Here is a 16,595-nt window from a genome sequence, read left to right as displayed (position 1 = left end):
ATGATCGATCAACTCATTGATATTCAAGGAGTTTTTCGTTCCGATGTCGCTGGAAGTGGGGCGCATTATAAGGGGATCTGAAACTCCGTCAACCGTTAATTTCATATATTTGCAATGTCCGGTGCTGCCTGCTGAAGAGCCTCCCCGGTCGGCAAGGGCTTGTTCAGCAATATTCCCACCAGCACCGCAAAGATCAGCGCCGCGACACCGGCACTGCACAGCACCGCCTCGAAGCCACCGATGAGCGCCTGGCGCGCCAGTGGTGCCGCCACCTCTCTCAGCCTTGGATCGAGCAACGCCAACGCGGCCTGCAGATCCCCCGCCGCCACCCGCGTAGCCATCTCCCCCGCCACACCCAACGCCTCGGGTGCCTGGATCGCCAGGGCATCGCGCAGCAGTTGCCCACTGCGCGCCGCAAGGATGCCGCCGAGAATACCTATGGCGAGGACGATGGCCCCAAAGCGCGTGGTGGTGCTCAGCCCCGAAGCCATACCGGTGCGCTCACGCGGTACGCAGGCCATGATGTTCTTCTGCGTATCGCCATTGAGCAGCCCGGCTCCGGCGCCCAGCACGACACTGGCCAGGGCGAACGCGGCATAGCCACCTTGGCCGGTGGCCCAGGCGCAGGCCAGGTTGCCCACCCCGACCAGGGCCAACCCCAATGCGAATACCTGGGCCGGCGACAGGCGCGCAGCCATGCGCATGCCCAGCCGAGGCGTGAGCAGCATGGCCACGGCGAACGGCAGCATGCCCGCACCCGCGGCCAGGGCCGAGAGCTGCAAACCGCCCTGCAGGTACAACGGCAGCAAAGTCATCATCACCTGCGCACAGGCGGCATAGGCAAACATCCCCAGCAAGGCACCGATGAAGCGCCCGCTGCGCATCAGGCCGGGGTCGACCATCGGCCGCGCCTGGCTGCGCTCGACCATCACGAACAGGCCAAGCAGGAACGCGGCGATCAGCAGACGCCCCAGTGTGGGAGCACTGTCCCAACCGACCCGATTGGCATCGATCAAGGCCCAGATCAGGTAGCCCAGGCCACCGGCGAAAGTCAGGCTGCCCAGTGGATCGAACCGCGCCGCCGAACCGTCGCGGGACTCCTCGATACTGCGTACGACCATGACCGCCAGCACGATCACCAGCGGCAGGTTGATATAGAAGATCCAGCGCCAGCCCAAGGTACTGGCGATCAGCCCACCGAGCAGCGGCGCGAAGGTGATGGTCGCGCCCATGCAGGCGCCCCAGAAGGCCCAGGCCCGCATGCGTTCCTGCGGCGCATGGAAACGGTTGCCGATGGCGGCCAGTGCGGCAGTCAGCAACAACGCGGCACCGATGCCCTTGGCTGCGCGGGCCAGATCAAGGAACAACAGGCTCGGCGCGGCGCCGCACGCCAGCGAGGCCGCGCCGAACAGCGCCAGGCCGAGCAGCAGCATGCGCCGCCTGCCGAAACGGTCGGCCAGGCTGCCAGCGGGTAGCAGGCAGGCAGCGAACGCCAGCAAATACGCACTGACCACCCATTCGATGTCGCTGAACGAGCCGGACAGATCGCGGGCAATGCTGGGCAGGCTGACCGCAACGATGTTGGTGTCGAGGATGATCACGGCGCACACCGCCGAGGCGGTGAACAGGGTGAAGCGTGGTGAGGCGGCTGCAGGCATGGCAAGGCTCCGTCATAGAGAGCAGGCAGGTCGTCGCCGCTTTACCGCCACGACGCCAGCCTTGTAGTGTTGCCTCAACCATAACGCCGCAGGGCGCCCGGCTTGTTAGCCAGCACGTCCCGCGTCATTAGCGCCTGGCTAACGAGGCCCCATGGAGATACGTCACTTCCGCTACTTCCTTGCCGTCGCCCGCCACGGCCACTTCACCCGCGCCGCCGAGCAACTGGGCATCGCCCCGCCGACCCTGAGCCGGCAGATCCAGGACATGGAGCGTGAGCTGGGCGTGCGGCTGTTCGAACGCAGCCAGCGCGAGGTGAGCCTCACCGCCGCAGGCCAGGCGTTGCTCACCGAGGCTGAACAGGCCGTACAGCAGTTCGACGCAGCGCAATTGGGTGCACAGCGCGCAGGCCGCGGCGACAGTGGTTGGATAGAGCTGGGCTACGTCGCATCGGCAGCCTACTCGGGCACCCTGCAGCAACAAGTGAGCCGATTTGTCGAAGACTACCCCGGGGTGCGCCTGAACATTCGCGAGGTGCCCATGCTCGAGCTCCCCGCCTTGGTCCACGATGGCCAGCTCGACCTCGCCTACCTGCGCTCGCCCATGGAGCTGCCGCAGACCCTGACGGCTATCGCCCTGCATCAGGAGGGCTTCGTCCTGGCGCTGCCGGCCAGCTCGCGCCTCAATGAGCTCAAGACAATCCCCGCCGCGCGGCTAGCCGACGAAACGTTCATCTTGCCTGAGCAGATCTCCGGCACCCTGGCAATCGCCGGCCAGGGCGGCTTCACGCCGCGCCTGGGGCCGCAGCCGGGTAGCCTGGTGGCAGTGCTCACCCTGGTTTCACTAGGCCAGGGCGTGGCCGTGGTACCCGCGTCGGTGGTCCAGCGCATCAGCCTCCCGCAGGTCAACTACCGGCCCATCGCCGACAGCCAGGCGAGCTCATGGCTGAGCCTGGTGCACCGCCGCTTCGAGAAGTCACCTGCGGTGCTGCGCTATATAGAAGGCGTACGCAGAGGAATCGACTGAACACCCACCGTGGCCGTTTCCAGGCCACTGACATCCCGCCACGCGGCGCAGTACACTCGGGCACTCCCCCTTTCGGAGACGCCCAAGGTGCATCATGCAGGAAGCGATGAACGTCCACCGGCACGTGCCCGCCCTGGCGCGGTAATCTGGCTCACCGGCCTGTCGGGCGCGGGCAAGTCGACATTGGCCCAGGCCCTGGCCCGGCAGCTCGATGAGCTGGGGCATGGCTGCTACGTGCTCGACGGTGATGTACTGCGCACAGGGCTGAATGCCGACCTGGGTTTCTCACCCCAGGATCGCCATGAAAACATCCGCCGCACGGGTGAGGTGGCGGCGCTGTTCGCCGATGCCGGGCTGATCTGCATCGCCGCGTTGATCTCGCCCTATCACGCGGGGCGCGCCGCCGCGCGCCAGGCCTGCAAGGCGGGCTTCCACGAAGTGTACGTCAAGGCCGACCTGGCCACCTGCGAGGCCCGCGACCCCAAGGGCCTGTATCGCCGCGCCCGGGCGGGGGAGCTGCCTGCCTTCACCGGGATCAATGCGCCGTACGAGGTGCCGGAGCGCCCGGAGCTGGTGGTGGAGACGGCACAAGTGCCGCTGCCGATAGCAACGGCGCAACTGCTGGCGTACGTACAGCAGCGGGTACTGCACCAAACGCAGTAGGCGCGGGCTGACCCCGCGCCTGCTGGTTGCACTCAACTGCCCGGGGCGATATCGCCACGCTGCCAGCGTGCCTCGTTGTTGCCCAGGGCCTGGGCAATGTCGGCGAGTTCGCCGGACGGCAGGGTCTGTGGCAACGGGTCGAGCCCGGCGCTGGCGAACACCTGGCCATAGCTATTGCGCAGCTCGGCATAGGCCAGGTCGCGGCGCAGGTCGGCCTGCAGCGCATTCAGTTCCCCCTGGATCAGCTCCAGCTCGCCAATGCCCTGCGCCTGATGGCGATTGCGCAGTTGCTCGACGATCTGCTGGTCAAGGGCGACCAGTTGCTGGCTGGTGGCGAACTGGCGACGAGCTTCGTTGTAGTTGGCATTGGCCACATAGAGCTGGGCCAGGATGGCCATCGACATCGCCTGGCGGCGTGCCTCCACCACCTGCTCGCCAGCCTTGGCGACGTCGATGGACGCCGGCCCCGACAGCACGTTGAACAGGTTCCAGGTGACCTTGACGCCATAATCGGCCCAGTGCTGGTTGGTCAGGAAGCTGTTGCTGTCGTAGTGCCCGCCCGCCGAAAACTCCAACCCCGGCAACATGCGCAGCATCGACTTGCGCACCTCGGCGGCGCTGATGCGGGCCTGGTAGTCCTGCTCGCGCAACTCGGGGCGCGTGGCCAGGGCCTGCTGCTCCAGCGCTTCGAGGCCCACCTTGAGCTCCGGCACGCTGTAATCGTCGGTGGCGGCGAGGGTCAGCTCGCTACCCGGCGGCAGGTTGATCAGCGCACCCAGTTCGGTCTTGGCCAGCGACAGCGCACGGCGCTGTTCCTCCAACTGGCGGGTGGCCTCGATCAATGAGCGCTGGTAGTTGAGCGCCTGGATCGGGTCGCCGATGCGCTGGTCCCCCATGCGCTGGCTGTTGTCCCGGGCCTGCTCGACCCGCACCATCAGCGCGTCGATCTGCTTGAGCAAGCGCTCGGCGGCGACCGCCCGCCAGTAGGCCGAGCGTACGTCCTGGATGATGGTCTGCACCACCTTGCGCCGGCGCTCCTGGACGATCAGGCGCTGATCGCCCTGTTGCTTGGCGCTGACATAGCTGACACCGAAGTCGAGCACGTTCCACACCATGGTCAGGTCGGCCACGTCGCGGTCGCGGTCCTGGGAGGTCGATGGCTCCAGGGACTGGGTATTGGTCAGCACGCTTTGGCTGCTTGATGCGCTGACGTTGCTGCGCCCGGCGTAACCGGCCGACAGGGCCATGCGCGGCAGCATGTCGAAGGTGGCCAGGTCGACCTGGCGCTGGGCCAGGGCTTCTTCCATGATCTTGAGGCGTGCCTCCAGGTTGTACTTGACCGCACGAGCCATGGCCTGGTGCAGGGTCAGCGGCCCGTGCAAGGCCTCTTGGCCCTTGAACATGCTGGCAAGGTCCGCCCGCGCCCGCTGCTCGCTGACACTGCGGTCGATGGGTTGGGTCTTGACCGCGCACCCTGTTACCGCCAGTGCCAGTACGCTTACCGCAAAAATCCTCGATGCTCTGCTCATCCCTGTCCGCCCCCTTGGTACGGCACTGCTTTTCTTCTAATTGGATTGCTCGCGTGCGCCGGCTCAGGCCTGCGGCACGGGTACCTCGACCTGCCCCAACGCCTGCGCCAGTTGCCTGGCCTGGCGTTGCTCCCCCTCCTGGAAGGCCTGCAACTGCTGCCCGAGGGTCGGCGCCCCGGTCAGGCCCTTGCCCGCCCCTGCCTCTGCCCCCTGGCGGAATGGCTTGCCACCGCTCAGTTCATACTGGCCACCGTCATCCGGCAGCGTCTTGTCGAAGATGTTGGCCAGGCTGCTGGCCCCGAACACGTTGGCGTCACCACCACCAAAGCCGAGGAAACCGGCCCCCGAACCATTGCCGATACCGCTGTCAGAGTGCTGGCCGGCGAACACCTGGGCCAGGTAGCTCGGCGCCAGCGCACCGTTCTGGATGAACAGATTGCCCAAGGTCGGCAGCCCGCCGCCCGCTGTCGGCACCTCGAACAGCGGCTGTGGCAGCAGCGGCGACTGGAACGGTGCCGTTACCGGCAACGGTGCGATCACCACCGGCGTGCCTGGGCTGGCCTGGCCCGGGCGCGCCGGTGGGTAAGCGCGGAATTCCGGATCACCGTCGGTCGACTGCAATGTCACGCTTTGCCCGGCGAAGCCGCCGGCCAGGACGTTGCCTGCGCCATCGCGAATGCCGGTGCCACTGGCCTTGACCCCAAGGGCCAGGCCACCACTGCCCGCCACGCCTGCGACATTGACCTGCCAGGTATGGCCGTCGAGGCGTACCAGCGACTGCAGCGTGCCACTGGCGTTGCCACTGGCCAGCAGTTCGAAGTCGCCCAGGTCGACCCCGCTGACGTCTTCGCTGAAAGTAACGGTGAAGGACTGGCTGCCCGGCGTCGGCGACGGATTCGCTACGATCGAGACCACGCCAGGTGGCGTGCTGTCGACGATGACCCCGTGGCTATCGCCAATATTGTTCAGCCCCGGTGTCAGTTGATTGCCGGCCGCATCGTGCAGGCTCGCGCCATTGGCCGACAGGCCAAGCACCTGGATGCCATCGGCATCGTTGTCGCCGGCCTGGATCTGGTACTGAAACACCAGCGTCGGCGTGCCTGAACCGGCCACAAAATCGGCGTAAACCGTGCGCCCGCCGACATCCAGGGCAAGCTGCGGCACGCCGTCGACCATCACCGCCTCGCTGGTGTTGATCACGAAGGTGAGCACATCGCCCGTGTTATAGGGGACGCCGACCGGCACGCCGACACTGCCCACCGTGGGGGCGTCGCGGTCGATGTTGTATGTGGCGCCGGTCAGGCCACCGACCAGTGCGTTACCGGCCACATCAGTGATACCCGTGGCACTGCCATTGAGGTTCAGGCCCAGGGTGCCGGTGCCGTGCACACCGCTGACGGTGATGACATAGACGCCACCGCCCAGCGCTTGCAGGCCGCTGAGCGTGCCGCTGGCCGAGCCGGTGCCGACCAGGCTGAAATCGCTGAGGTCGACACCATTGACCTGCTCGTTGAAGGTCACGGTGAAGCGCACGCTCTGGGCGTTGCTCGGCGACGGGTCGAGGGTGACGATGCCGACCGCGCTCGGCGCCTGGGTATCGACCAGCACCTGGTGGGTATCGGCCACGCCATTCAGGGTCAGGTCCATGGCATTGCCCGCGGCGTCGACAAGGGTCGCACCATTGGCGGCAAGGCCGGTCACGGTGATGCCGTCAGCGTCGTTGTCACCGGCCTGGACGATGTACTGGAACACCAGGGTCGAGGTGCCGGCGCCCGCCACCAGTTCGGCAAACACCGTGTGCCCACCGATGTCCAGAGCCAGGCGCGGCGCCCCGGTGACCTGGACCGCTTCGCTGGCGTTGACCACGAACACCAGCGCGTCGCCAGCATTGTAGGAAACCCCCGCTGGGCCACCGACGCTGGTCACGCTGGGAACGCGGGTATCGATGGCATAGTTGTTGGAATCGGTACTGCCCACGCCGGTGTTACCGGAAGACGCCGCGACCACGCCGCTGTTGTCCAGGGTGATCAGGTTGCTGGTGTCCTCGACCCCGTTGCCAGGTGTCAGGGTCGCGGTCCAGGTGATGCCGCCATCGCTGCTGCTCAACCCGCTCAAGGTGCCGTTGGCCACAGTCAGGTCGGCCAGGGTGAAGCCGCTCACCGCCTCGCTGAAAGTGATGGTCACCAGGCTTGATTCGCCCGCACGCAGGGCCGTATCGGCAACCACGACGGTGGCGGTGGGGACGACGGTGTTGACCGTGTAGTTAGCCGATGAAGTCGTGCCGGTTCCGCTGTTGCCGGCCAGGTCGGTGTAGCCCGTGTTGTTCAGTACGATCAGGTTAGTAGCGTCCTGCACGCCGTTGCTCGGCGTGAAGATGGCGGTCCAGGTGATACCGCCGTCGACGCTGGACAGCGTGCCCAGGGTGCCATTGGGCAAGTTCAGGTCAGCGTTGGTGAAGCCCGATACCGCCTCGCTGAACGTGATGGTCACCAACGAGGTTTCACCGACGCGCAGATCGCTGTCGGCCATGACGATGGTGGCGGTTGGCCGCTGACTGTCGACGGCGTAGTTGTTCGAGTCGGTGGTGCCGGAACCGGCGTTGCCGGCGGTGTCCGTCACCCCGCTGTTGTCCAGGGTGATCACGTTGGAGGTGTCGGTGATGCCGGCGGTCGGCGTCAGGGTCGCGGTCCAGGTGATACCGCCATCGCTGCTGCTCAGCCCGCTCAGGGTGCCGTTGGCCACGGCCAGGTCGGCGGTGGTGAAACCGCTTACCGCCTCGCTGAAGGTGATGGTCACCAGCGACGTCTCGCCAATCGCGAGGCTGCTGTCGGCCACCACGATGGTTGCGGTCGGGCGCTGGGTGTCGATGGCGTAGTTGTTCGAGTCGGTGGTGCCGACCCCGGCATTGCCACTGCTCGCGCCCACCACGCCGCTGTTGTCGAGGGTGATCAGGTTGCTGCTGTCGGTGATGTTGCTGGTGGGGGTGAAGGTCGCAGTCCAGGTAATGCCGCCATCGCTGCTGGACACGGCGCTCAAGGTGCCATTGGCCAAGGTCAGGTCGGCATTGCTGAAGCCAGTCACCGCCTCGCTGAAGGTGATGGTCACCAGCGACGTTTCGCCGACCCGCAAGGCATTGTCGGCGACCACGATGGTGGCCGTGGGGACCACGGTGTCGACCGTGTAGTTGGCCGACGAGGTGGTGCCGACGCCAGCGTTGCCGGCCAGGTCGCTGATACCGGTGTTGTTCAAGGTGATCAGGTTGCTGAGGTCGCGCACCCCGGCGTTCGGGGTGAAGGTCGCGGTCCAGGTGATGCCGCCGTCGCTGCTGCTCACGGCGCTCAGGGTGCCGTTGGCCATCGTCAGGTCGGCGTTGCTGAAGCCGGTCACCGCCTCGCTGAAGGTAAAGGTCACCATGGTGGTTTCGCCCGCGCTCAGGGTGGGATCGGCTATCACGATGGTGGCGGTCGGGGGCTGGCTGTCGACGGCGTAGTTGTTCGAGTCGGTGCTGCCAGTGCCGGCATTGCCCGCGATGTCCGTAACGCCGCTGTTGTCCAGGGTAATCAGGTTGCTGGTGTCGGTGATGCCGGCGGCCGGGGTCAGGGTTGCGGTCCAGGTGATGCCACCATCGCTGCTGCTCACCGCACCCAGGGTGCCATTGGCGATAGTCAGGTCGGCGTTGCTGAAGCCGGTCACCGCCTCGCTGAAGGTTATGGTCACCAGTGACGTCTGGCCGATGGCCAGGTTGCTGTCGGCCACCACGATGGTCGCGGTCGGGCGTTGGGTGTCGACGGCATAGTTGTTCGAGTCGGTACTGCCGGTACCGGCATTGCCGCTGCTCTGGCCGACCACGCCGCTGTTGTCGAGGGTGATCAGGTTGGTGCTGTCGGTGATGTTGCCGGTCGGGGTGAAGGTGGCCGTCCAGGTGATGCCGCCGTCGGCGCTGGAGACCGCGCTCAGGGTGCCGTTGGCCACGGTCAGGTCCGCGTTGGTGAATCCGCTCACCGCCTCGCTGAACGTGATGGTTACCAGTGAGGTTTCACCGATGCGCAGCGCCGCATCGCTTACCACCACGGTGGCCGTGGGTTGCATGGTGCTGACGCCGTAGTTGTTGGAGTTGGTGGTACCGCTGCCCGCGTTACCGGCAAGGTCGGCCACCCCGCTGTTGCTCAGGGCAATCACGTTGGTGGCGTCCTGCACGTTTACCGAAGGGGTGAACGTCGCCGTCCAGGTGATGCCGCCATCACTGCTGGAAAGCCCACTCAAGTTGCCGTTCGCCACCGTCAGATCGGCGAGGGTGAAGCCGGTTACAGCCTCGCTGAAGGTAATGGTCACCGTGGTGGTCTCGCCGACGGTGAGATTGTTGTCGGCGACCACGATGGTGGCCGTCGGGCGCTGGGTGTCGACGGCGTAGTTGTTCGAGTCGGTCGTGCCGCTACCGGCGTTGCCGGCCAGATCGGCCACCCCGCTGTTGTCCAGGGTGATGAGGTTGGTGGTGTCAGTGATGTTGCTTGACGGGGTGAAGGTGGCCGTCCAGGTGTTCCCGCCGTCGCTGCTGGACACCGCGCTCAAGTTGCCGTTGGCCACCGTCACGTCGGCATTGCTGAAACCGCTCACGGCCTCGCTGAAGGTGAACGTCACCAGCGACGTCTGGCCGATGGCCAGGGTGGGGTTGGCCACCACGATGGTCGCGGTCGGGCGCACGGTGTCGATGGCGTAGTTGTTCGAGTCGGTGGTGCCACTGCCGACGTTGCCAGCGGCATCGACCACTCCGGTGTTGTCCAGGGTGATGACATTGGTCGCATCGGTTATGGCGCTGGTCGGAGTGAACGTCGCGGTCCAGGTGATCCCGCCGTCGCTGCTGGAGACGGCGCTCAGAGTGCCGTTGGCCACCGTCAGGTCGGCATTGGTGAAACCGGTCACGGCCTCGCTGAAGGTGATGGTCACCTGGGACGTTTCACCGATGCGCAGGCTGCTGTCGGCCACCACGATGGTCGCCGTCGGGCGCTGGGTGTCGATGGCGTAGTTGTTCGAGTTGGTGGTGCCGCTGCCGGCGTTGCCAGCGGCATCGCTCACCCCGGTGTTGTCCAGGGTGATGAGGTTGGTCGCGTCGCTGATGGCGTTGGTCGGGGTGAACGTCGCGGTCCAGGTGATCCCGCCGTCGCTGCTGGATACGGCGCTGAGCGTGCCGTTGGCCACCGTCAGGTCGGCATTGGTGAAGCCAGTCACGGCCTCGCTGAACGTGATGGTCACCTGGGACGTCTCACCGATGCTCAGGTTGCTGTCGGCCACCACGATGGTCGCCGTCGGGCGCTGTGTGTCGATGCTGTAGTTGGCCGAATTGGTGGTGCCTACGCCAGCGTTGCCGGCCAGGTCGGTGACACCGGCGTTGTTCAGGGTGATGACGTTGCTGGCGTTGGTGATGCTGTTGGTCGGGGTGAAGGTGGCGGTCCAGGTTTTGCCGCCATCGCTGCTGGACACCGCGCTCAGGGTGCCGTTGGCCACCGTCAGGTCGGCATTGGAGAAACCGCTCACCACCTCGCTGAAGGTGATGGTCACCGTCGCGGTCTCGCCCACTTTCAGGGCCGTGTCGCTGAGGGTGATGGTGGCGGTGGGCGGAACCGTCTCGTGAATGGCCACCGTGACCGAAGCCGCGCTGGAGGTGGCGCCATCGCCATCGTTGACGGTGACCGACAGGGTGCGGGTGGCCTGGCCGATGCTGTTGGCGGCATTGCTGTTGTCGTAGGTGAGGTTGCGCACCACCGCCTGGACTGCTGCGGCCGTGGCATTGCCGTTGAACGTCAGCACCAGGTTGGCGCCGCCCGTGCCGCCGGTATACGTGCCGATGGCCACTCCGCCGTAGCTCACCGTGCTGCCGCTGACGCCGATCTGCCCGGCGCCATTGCCCTGGTGGCGGATGCCCAGCACATCTTCGCTGGCGACGCCGTTGGCGCTGACCGCCACGGTCAGGTTACCCCCGGCAAAGTCGGCCGAGTCGCTGTCGGTGACCGTGGCGTTGCTGCCGCTGTCGAGCAGCACGGCGCCACTGCCTTGGGTGAAGGTCTGGCTGTCACCGTTGAGGTTGCCGATCACCGGCGCGGCATTGAGTGGCTGGACCACCACCGAAGCGGTGCGGGTAGTACTGCCCATGTCGTCATTGATACTGACGGTCACACTACGGGTGCCGCTGGTGTAGGCCCCTGCGGCGTTGCCATAGGTCACTGTGGCAAGTACCGCACGATACTGGGCCAGGGTGGCCACACCACTGAGCGACAGCACCGCGCTGCCCGAGCCGCTGATGGTGATGCCGTAACTGGCCGCCGTGGCGATCTGCCCGGCGTTGAGCGACAGGGTCTCGCTGCCGCCATCAAGCACACCACCCAGGGTCAGGGTAGCCCCACTGACCTGGGTATCGCCGTCGGATTGGCTGATGTTGATGTTCGGCACGATCACCACCGGGGAGCCGGCGAAATTGACGGTGCTGTCGTTACCACCGGTGCTGGTGTCCAGGTCGACCAGCGGCGGCGCCGAGTACAGCACCTCGTAGGCACCAATATCGACACCGCCGCCACGGGGCCGGTCGAAGCCGCGCAGGTCGGTGGCCGGCGCGCCCGCCTGGGTGCCCTGGTCAATGGCGTTGCTGGCAGTGCTGGCCAGGCGGTAATCGCCGCCGGCGGCATTGACGAAGTTGACCGGGGTGCCGATCAGGTTGGTGGTGCTGGTGTAGCCACCGCCACTGCCGCTGTTGGTGGCGGCATCAAGGGCAGCGCCATTGACCGTGTTGCCACTGATGATGCTGTTGAGCACCGTCACCGTGCCGGCGCCGCCAGTGGCCCACCCCAGGCCGGCGGAGTTGATGGTGCCACTGCTGGTGTTGAGGTAGGTGTTGTTGGCGATGGTGCTGTTGACGATGCTGACCGAGCCACCGGTATTGCTCAGCACGATGACCGAGGCGCCAGCGACCGTAGCAGTGGCGGCGTAGGTCCCACTGTTGTTGTAGATCGCCACGTTTTCCAGGACGTGGTTGTTGGCGCCGCCCAGGCGTACCAGCGACGACATGCCGGTGGCGCCGATGATGCTCGCATTGTTGTCATGGATCGTGGTGTTGCGTACCACCACCGTGGAGCCTAGGGTGGTCGCCGAGTTGATCACGGTGCCGGCGTTGTCCTGGAAGTTGGAATCCTCGACGGTGATCGAACCGCCATTGGCGCGGATGGCCCCACCGGTGATGTTGCCGGAGAAATGCCGCATGTCCAGGTTGCGCACCGTCAGCACACCGCCGCCGTTGCTTTGCAGGCCCGAGGCCTCGCCAGCATCGCGGATGTTGTTGCTGTTGACGTCGCCACTGAGGATGATGTCGCCCTTGCCGTCGCCGTCGACATCACCGTTGATGGTGATGTTGCTGGTCACCGCCAGCGCCGTGGCCGACGACCAGCGAATGGTCCCGCCTTTCAGGTTCTGGTGGAACACGATGATGTCGTTGCCGCTGCCCGCGGCGGAGCCATCTACCGAAGTGTCGGTGTTCGCGGCCTGGATGGCTTCGGCCAGGGATACCTGACCATCGTTGGCGATGAGTGACGCATTGCTGCTGGTGACGGTGATGGTCGCCAGCGAGGTATTGAATGCCGACAGGTCGCCGCGCTGCACCCCCACGCCAGTGGCCACCGCGCCGGAAATGGTCTCCAGTTCCCAGTCCTCGCCAGCGCGGTTGCCAGTCGAGTCGGCCGAGGCGCCCACGTCGGCACCGCTGAGCCGCGCCACCTCGTTGACGAACATCTGGCCATCACTGCCGGCGCCGGTGTTGCAAGCAAAGAAGCGGATATCGCCGCCCGGGGCCAGGCTGGCGCCGATGCGCGCCAGGTCGGTTCCATGGCTGGCCAGTTGGTTGGCCCAGATGGCATTGCCGGCCAGGTACACATAGCCGCTGTCGCCATGGCTGATGATATCGACCGAAGTCACGTCGCTACGGCCATTGAGATAGTCGGCGATCTGCTTGAAGCCATCCTTGCCGTTGTCCAGCACCACCACCTCGACCCCGGCAGGCAGGCCGGCGATGAGTTTCTGGTAATCACTTACCGCAGAGTCGACGAATACCACTTCATGATTGCCCGGAGCCTGGGAGATCGGCGCGGTGGCCGGTGCCGCCTGATGGGCCGGTTCGTGGGCGGTGTTATCGCGGGTACTGGCCGCATCACTGGCGGCGCTGGTGTCCTTGCCTCCGGTTGCGGCTGCGGCGGCTTCGACTGCCTGAGCCCCCTGATCGGCGACCACGCCCACCGAGGCGTCGAACATCATGCGCGGTTCCAGGGCCTGGATAAGGCTGGGCCGGCTCGCGGAAACGTTGGGTGTGTGGGTGTCTTTACCGCGTTTCCAGAATGCCATGATGCCCTCGCTCAGCCCTGCGGCTGCTTATGCTTGCCGTCCCTGCAGATGAGGGCGGCCTGTCCTTGTCTGGTAATCCTGAACGGACGACGGGGCGCCGATGCGCGCCCCGCTGCCCTGCCTGCCGAAATCCTGGCCTCAGTTACGGGATGGGAAGATCCCTTCGGTCGCGATGATGAAGTTGATGCCCAGGTAAGGGCTCTGGTTCGAGAACGGCTGGTTGCCTGGCGCGGTCGCGCCCGTCGCGGCTGGGATGGTGAGGTTGAACGGCTTGAGCGTGGTATTGCTGGCGGTGGAGGCGTAGATGTCGATCGACACACCCGATCCGGACGAGTCCTTCGGCTTGGCCAGCACGCCGGTGGTCGAAGGGGCCGGCAGGTCGGCGTCACCTTCTGCGGCAGGGATGGCGACCGATACGGTCTGGGCAGGGATGTTCACTGCCTGCGACGCCATGTTCGAGGCAAGCAGCGTGGTGGTCGGAGTACCACCTTTCTCGCCCGGAAGGAACTGCGATAGCCCCGGCCCTTGTCCCTGGCCAGCATGCACAGGGCTGCGCCCGCGTAGGTCAGGTAGCGCGAAGGTGGTCTGGCCATTGCCACCGTAGGTCGTGCCCAGGATCGCGAACAACGCCGCGTTGTTGTTGATGCTGAGCATCTGCCCATCGCAGAAGGCCCAACCCCGTGGCGCAAAGTTTCCCGCGAACAATGTGATCTGACCGATGAATGGCTCACTCATTTACTGCACTCCTTTGACAACGCGGCAAGGACGGGCCTCAAGGCCCGCAGGTAATCACGTTCGTGACAGGCACGCTCAGAACTGCCGATCGGCGTGGAAAATCGTCTGGAGCTCCGGCCCCCTTGGGTATCGGGGCTCACCGGTTGCATCAATCGCGGCAATGGACGCTGGCCGGCTCATCTTCAGCGACAGGCCGTTCTCGCCGACCACCTGGAACCCACAGCGCTGATAGAGCCGCAAGGCCGGGTTGTGGGAGATCACATGCAGGCCGGCGCTGAGCCCCCGTTCATCGGCACGTGCCAGCCACTGGCCGAGCAGCCGGCTGCCGATGCCACGGCCGCGCCAGGCGGGCAGCAGGGCCATGTCGATGAATTGCACGTGGCTGTCGGTCCACTGCAGGCAGGCACGGCCGATGCGCTCGCCCGCCGCTTCGATGACAAAGAAGCCGGCGTCGGCGAACTGGGCCTGGTAGTAGTCGTGCTGGGCCTGGAACTGCTGGTCGAGGAAGGCATCGATAGCGGCCTGCGGCCACGGCAGCAGGGCCATTTCGGCGGCACGCGTGGTGCCATAGAGCTCGCGCAGGAACGCCCGGTCGGCGTCCACCATGGGACGGAGGTTCACCTCGGGGATGGACATCGGGTCTGGCTTCCCTGCGTAAGGTTACCCCATGGTGAGGGGCGCACATCCAAGTGAATTGTCCTACACGATCACCCGCAGCGTAGCCGAACAACAAGGCATATAGCCACTACTCTAGCGTGGTCTTTACAACTATTTTCTCAAACACCCGTTCGAGGTATTTTGACGCCGGTTTCTAGGCATTTCGCAACCGTATGGTTTCCAAAGCGTTGTAAGGCTGCAGGGCCCAACGGGCGATCGCCGCGCGCACCTCGTCGCTGGCTTCGTCACGCTTGCGCTGGCCATCGGCGCTGAAGTTCAGGGCCGGCTGCTTGGCGTCGAAGACCGCGACCGCCTGCAAATCCGCTACTTCGCCTGGCAGGATGCCGAACAGTGGCCCCAGGCGCCCCCAGACAGCATCGGGCAACTCGCTGTAGTTCACCGCGATGGCACCTTCGCGTTCGCACAACGCTAGGCCAGCCGCAAGGATTTCGCCAATCATCCGGCAGGTGTATTGCACCGCGCCCATGTCCTGGGCCTCGGCCAGCACACTGTCGAGCCCAGAGGCACCAAGCAGGCCCGGTACCCGGTGCATGCCCGGCTGGCGCAATTGGGAAACCACGATCTCCAGCGGGTCACGGTAGAGGAATACCCGTGGCACCTGGGGATACAGCGCCGTCAGCAGTGGCGCGTCGAAGATGCTCCAGGCGTCGAGCTTGATCAACAGGTGGCGCTCGTCGCCCCGACGACGCTGACCGTAGGCCGAGCACAGCGCCCGCAATGCATCGGCCTGCCAGGCGGCGGACGGGTCCTGGCGCGCGGCACGCAACAGGTTGTCCAACGGCGGCGGCTCGGACAGCACGATGTTGCGGGCCTGACTGGCGAGCAATTGGGCGATCAGCGTCGAGCCACAGCGCGAGGCATGGAACACCAGCACCGAGGGCGCCAGGCCCGGGCTGTGCAGTTGCCAGTCGAGCAAAGCCTGGACATCGGTGTCGCGGCGCATGGCCTGGTTGAAGGGCAAGCGCAGTGCCTGGTCGACGTCGTCGCGGAAAAACGGCCGGGCCAGGCGCCTCTCGCCGAACCAGCACCAGTCCACCCGCCATCCGGCGTCGCCTTGCCAGAGGCGGATGGGCAACCAGCCGTGAAAATCCATCGGGGTATTCACACTCGCCATTGATCGCTCCATGCCTGCTTGCCCCGGCGCATGGCGCCCAGGACCTCTGCCTCGGAAAACGCCAGCCCTAGCTCGGCACCAAGGCGCACCGCCTCGGCCACGAAGGCCTGGGGATCCTCCAACGCCTGTAGTTGCGCGGCCAATGCCGGCGCCTCACTCACCTGCTGGCGAAACCGTTCGAATGCCTGCCCAGCCCTCCCGGGCTGCAGTGCCGGCGTCTGCGCCAGGCCTTCGTCGATCAGCGCCAGTAGCCAAGGGGCGACCGCGCAGTCAAGTACCAGGTGGATGCGCTCACCGGGCCCGGGGTTGTTGACCCGGTGGGGGCGCGACAAGTCGATGAACCAGCACTCGCCCGGGCGCATCGGCACTTGCAGGCCATCCACAAGAAACTCCACGCCCGGAGGGCTCAGCAGCGGTATGTGCAAGCGCAGGCAGCCGCCTGGGCGCCCGAGGTCGGGGTCACGGTGCTCGTGTATCCGCGCCCCCGCGCCCAGGCGAAGCAGGCGGGCGGCGCGCAGCGATGCCTGGAAGGGTGCGAGTGCTTGCTGCCAGGCCGGCTCGCCCTGCCACCAGGCCAGGCTATTCGGCGCGCCTGTGCCTGGGGCCAGAGGCAACGGCGCGTCCTCGGCGGCGACCAGCGCCACACCGCTCCAGTCACCCTCGTGGTAGCCCCGGTTGAAGTGCGCCTGCCAGGCGTGAGTGTCCAGCCGGGTCAGGGCCTGCAGCAACGCGGGCAGGTTGGTGGGCAAGGTAAGGCGGGAACACAGTGGCAGAGCGGTCTCGGTCATGCGGGCTCCTTGCGTTGGCATTGTCTT

Annotated in this window: 9 protein-coding genes; 2 read left to right on the top strand and 7 right to left on the bottom strand. The window is 65.9% G+C overall.

The features are described from left to right. Positions 1-101 precede the first annotated feature (101 nt). On the bottom strand, positions 102-1,658 hold the full coding sequence (locus tag ACQ4OD_RS04655; protein ID WP_139668377.1) for an MFS transporter: 1,557 nt from the start codon (positions 1,656-1,658) through the stop codon (positions 102-104). A gap of 151 nt (positions 1,659-1,809) precedes the next feature. On the opposite strand from ACQ4OD_RS04655, the gene ACQ4OD_RS04650 reads away from it, so the two are divergent. Together ACQ4OD_RS04650 and cysC are read left to right on the top strand one after the other, a co-directional pair. Further along, positions 1,810-2,682, top strand: a complete 873-nt coding sequence (locus ACQ4OD_RS04650) for a LysR family transcriptional regulator (protein ID WP_139668375.1) — start codon at positions 1,810-1,812, stop codon at positions 2,680-2,682. Positions 2,683-2,769: 87 nt separating this feature from the next. Then, on the top strand, positions 2,770-3,345 hold the full coding sequence (cysC, locus tag ACQ4OD_RS04645; RefSeq protein WP_139668373.1) for an adenylyl-sulfate kinase: 576 nt from the start codon (positions 2,770-2,772) through the stop codon (positions 3,343-3,345). Positions 3,346-3,377: 32 nt separating this feature from the next. Here cysC and ACQ4OD_RS04640 read toward each other — a convergent pair whose 3' ends face one another. From ACQ4OD_RS04640 to ACQ4OD_RS04615, 6 genes are all read right to left on the bottom strand, one after another. Beyond that, positions 3,378-4,874, bottom strand: a complete 1,497-nt coding sequence (locus ACQ4OD_RS04640) for a TolC family protein (RefSeq protein ID WP_038707307.1) — start codon at positions 4,872-4,874, stop codon at positions 3,378-3,380. A gap of 63 nt (positions 4,875-4,937) precedes the next feature. After that, complete coding sequence (locus tag ACQ4OD_RS04635; RefSeq protein WP_430943948.1) at positions 4,938-13,253, bottom strand: Ig-like domain-containing protein; 8,316 nt, start codon at positions 13,251-13,253, stop codon at positions 4,938-4,940. A 138-nt stretch (positions 13,254-13,391) separates the two neighbouring features. Further along, positions 13,392-13,988, bottom strand: a complete 597-nt coding sequence (locus ACQ4OD_RS04630; RefSeq protein WP_430943947.1) for a phage tail protein — start codon at positions 13,986-13,988, stop codon at positions 13,392-13,394. Positions 13,989-14,063: 75 nt separating this feature from the next. After that, positions 14,064-14,624, bottom strand: coding sequence for a GNAT family N-acetyltransferase (locus tag ACQ4OD_RS04625; protein WP_198754793.1), 561 nt, complete (start codon positions 14,622-14,624; stop codon positions 14,064-14,066). Between the two features lie 175 nt (positions 14,625-14,799). After that, on the bottom strand, positions 14,800-15,780 hold the full coding sequence (locus tag ACQ4OD_RS04620; RefSeq protein WP_430943946.1) for a sulfotransferase family protein: 981 nt from the start codon (positions 15,778-15,780) through the stop codon (positions 14,800-14,802). Next, positions 15,768-16,568 (bottom strand): aspartyl/asparaginyl beta-hydroxylase domain-containing protein, encoded by an 801-nt coding sequence (locus tag ACQ4OD_RS04615; protein ID WP_139668365.1) that lies wholly within the window; start codon positions 16,566-16,568, stop codon positions 15,768-15,770. Before ACQ4OD_RS04615 ends, ACQ4OD_RS04620 begins: the two co-directional genes overlap by 13 nt. Positions 16,569-16,595: the final 27 nt, after the last annotated feature.

Origin of the sequence: Pseudomonas sp. WC1, from assembly GCF_050586565.1 — a bacterium.
Taxonomy (GTDB): Bacteria; Pseudomonadota; Gammaproteobacteria; order Pseudomonadales; family Pseudomonadaceae; genus Aquipseudomonas.
The sequence above is the reverse complement of the archived record's forward strand: the minus strand, read 5'-3'. Positions and strand labels throughout refer to the sequence as shown.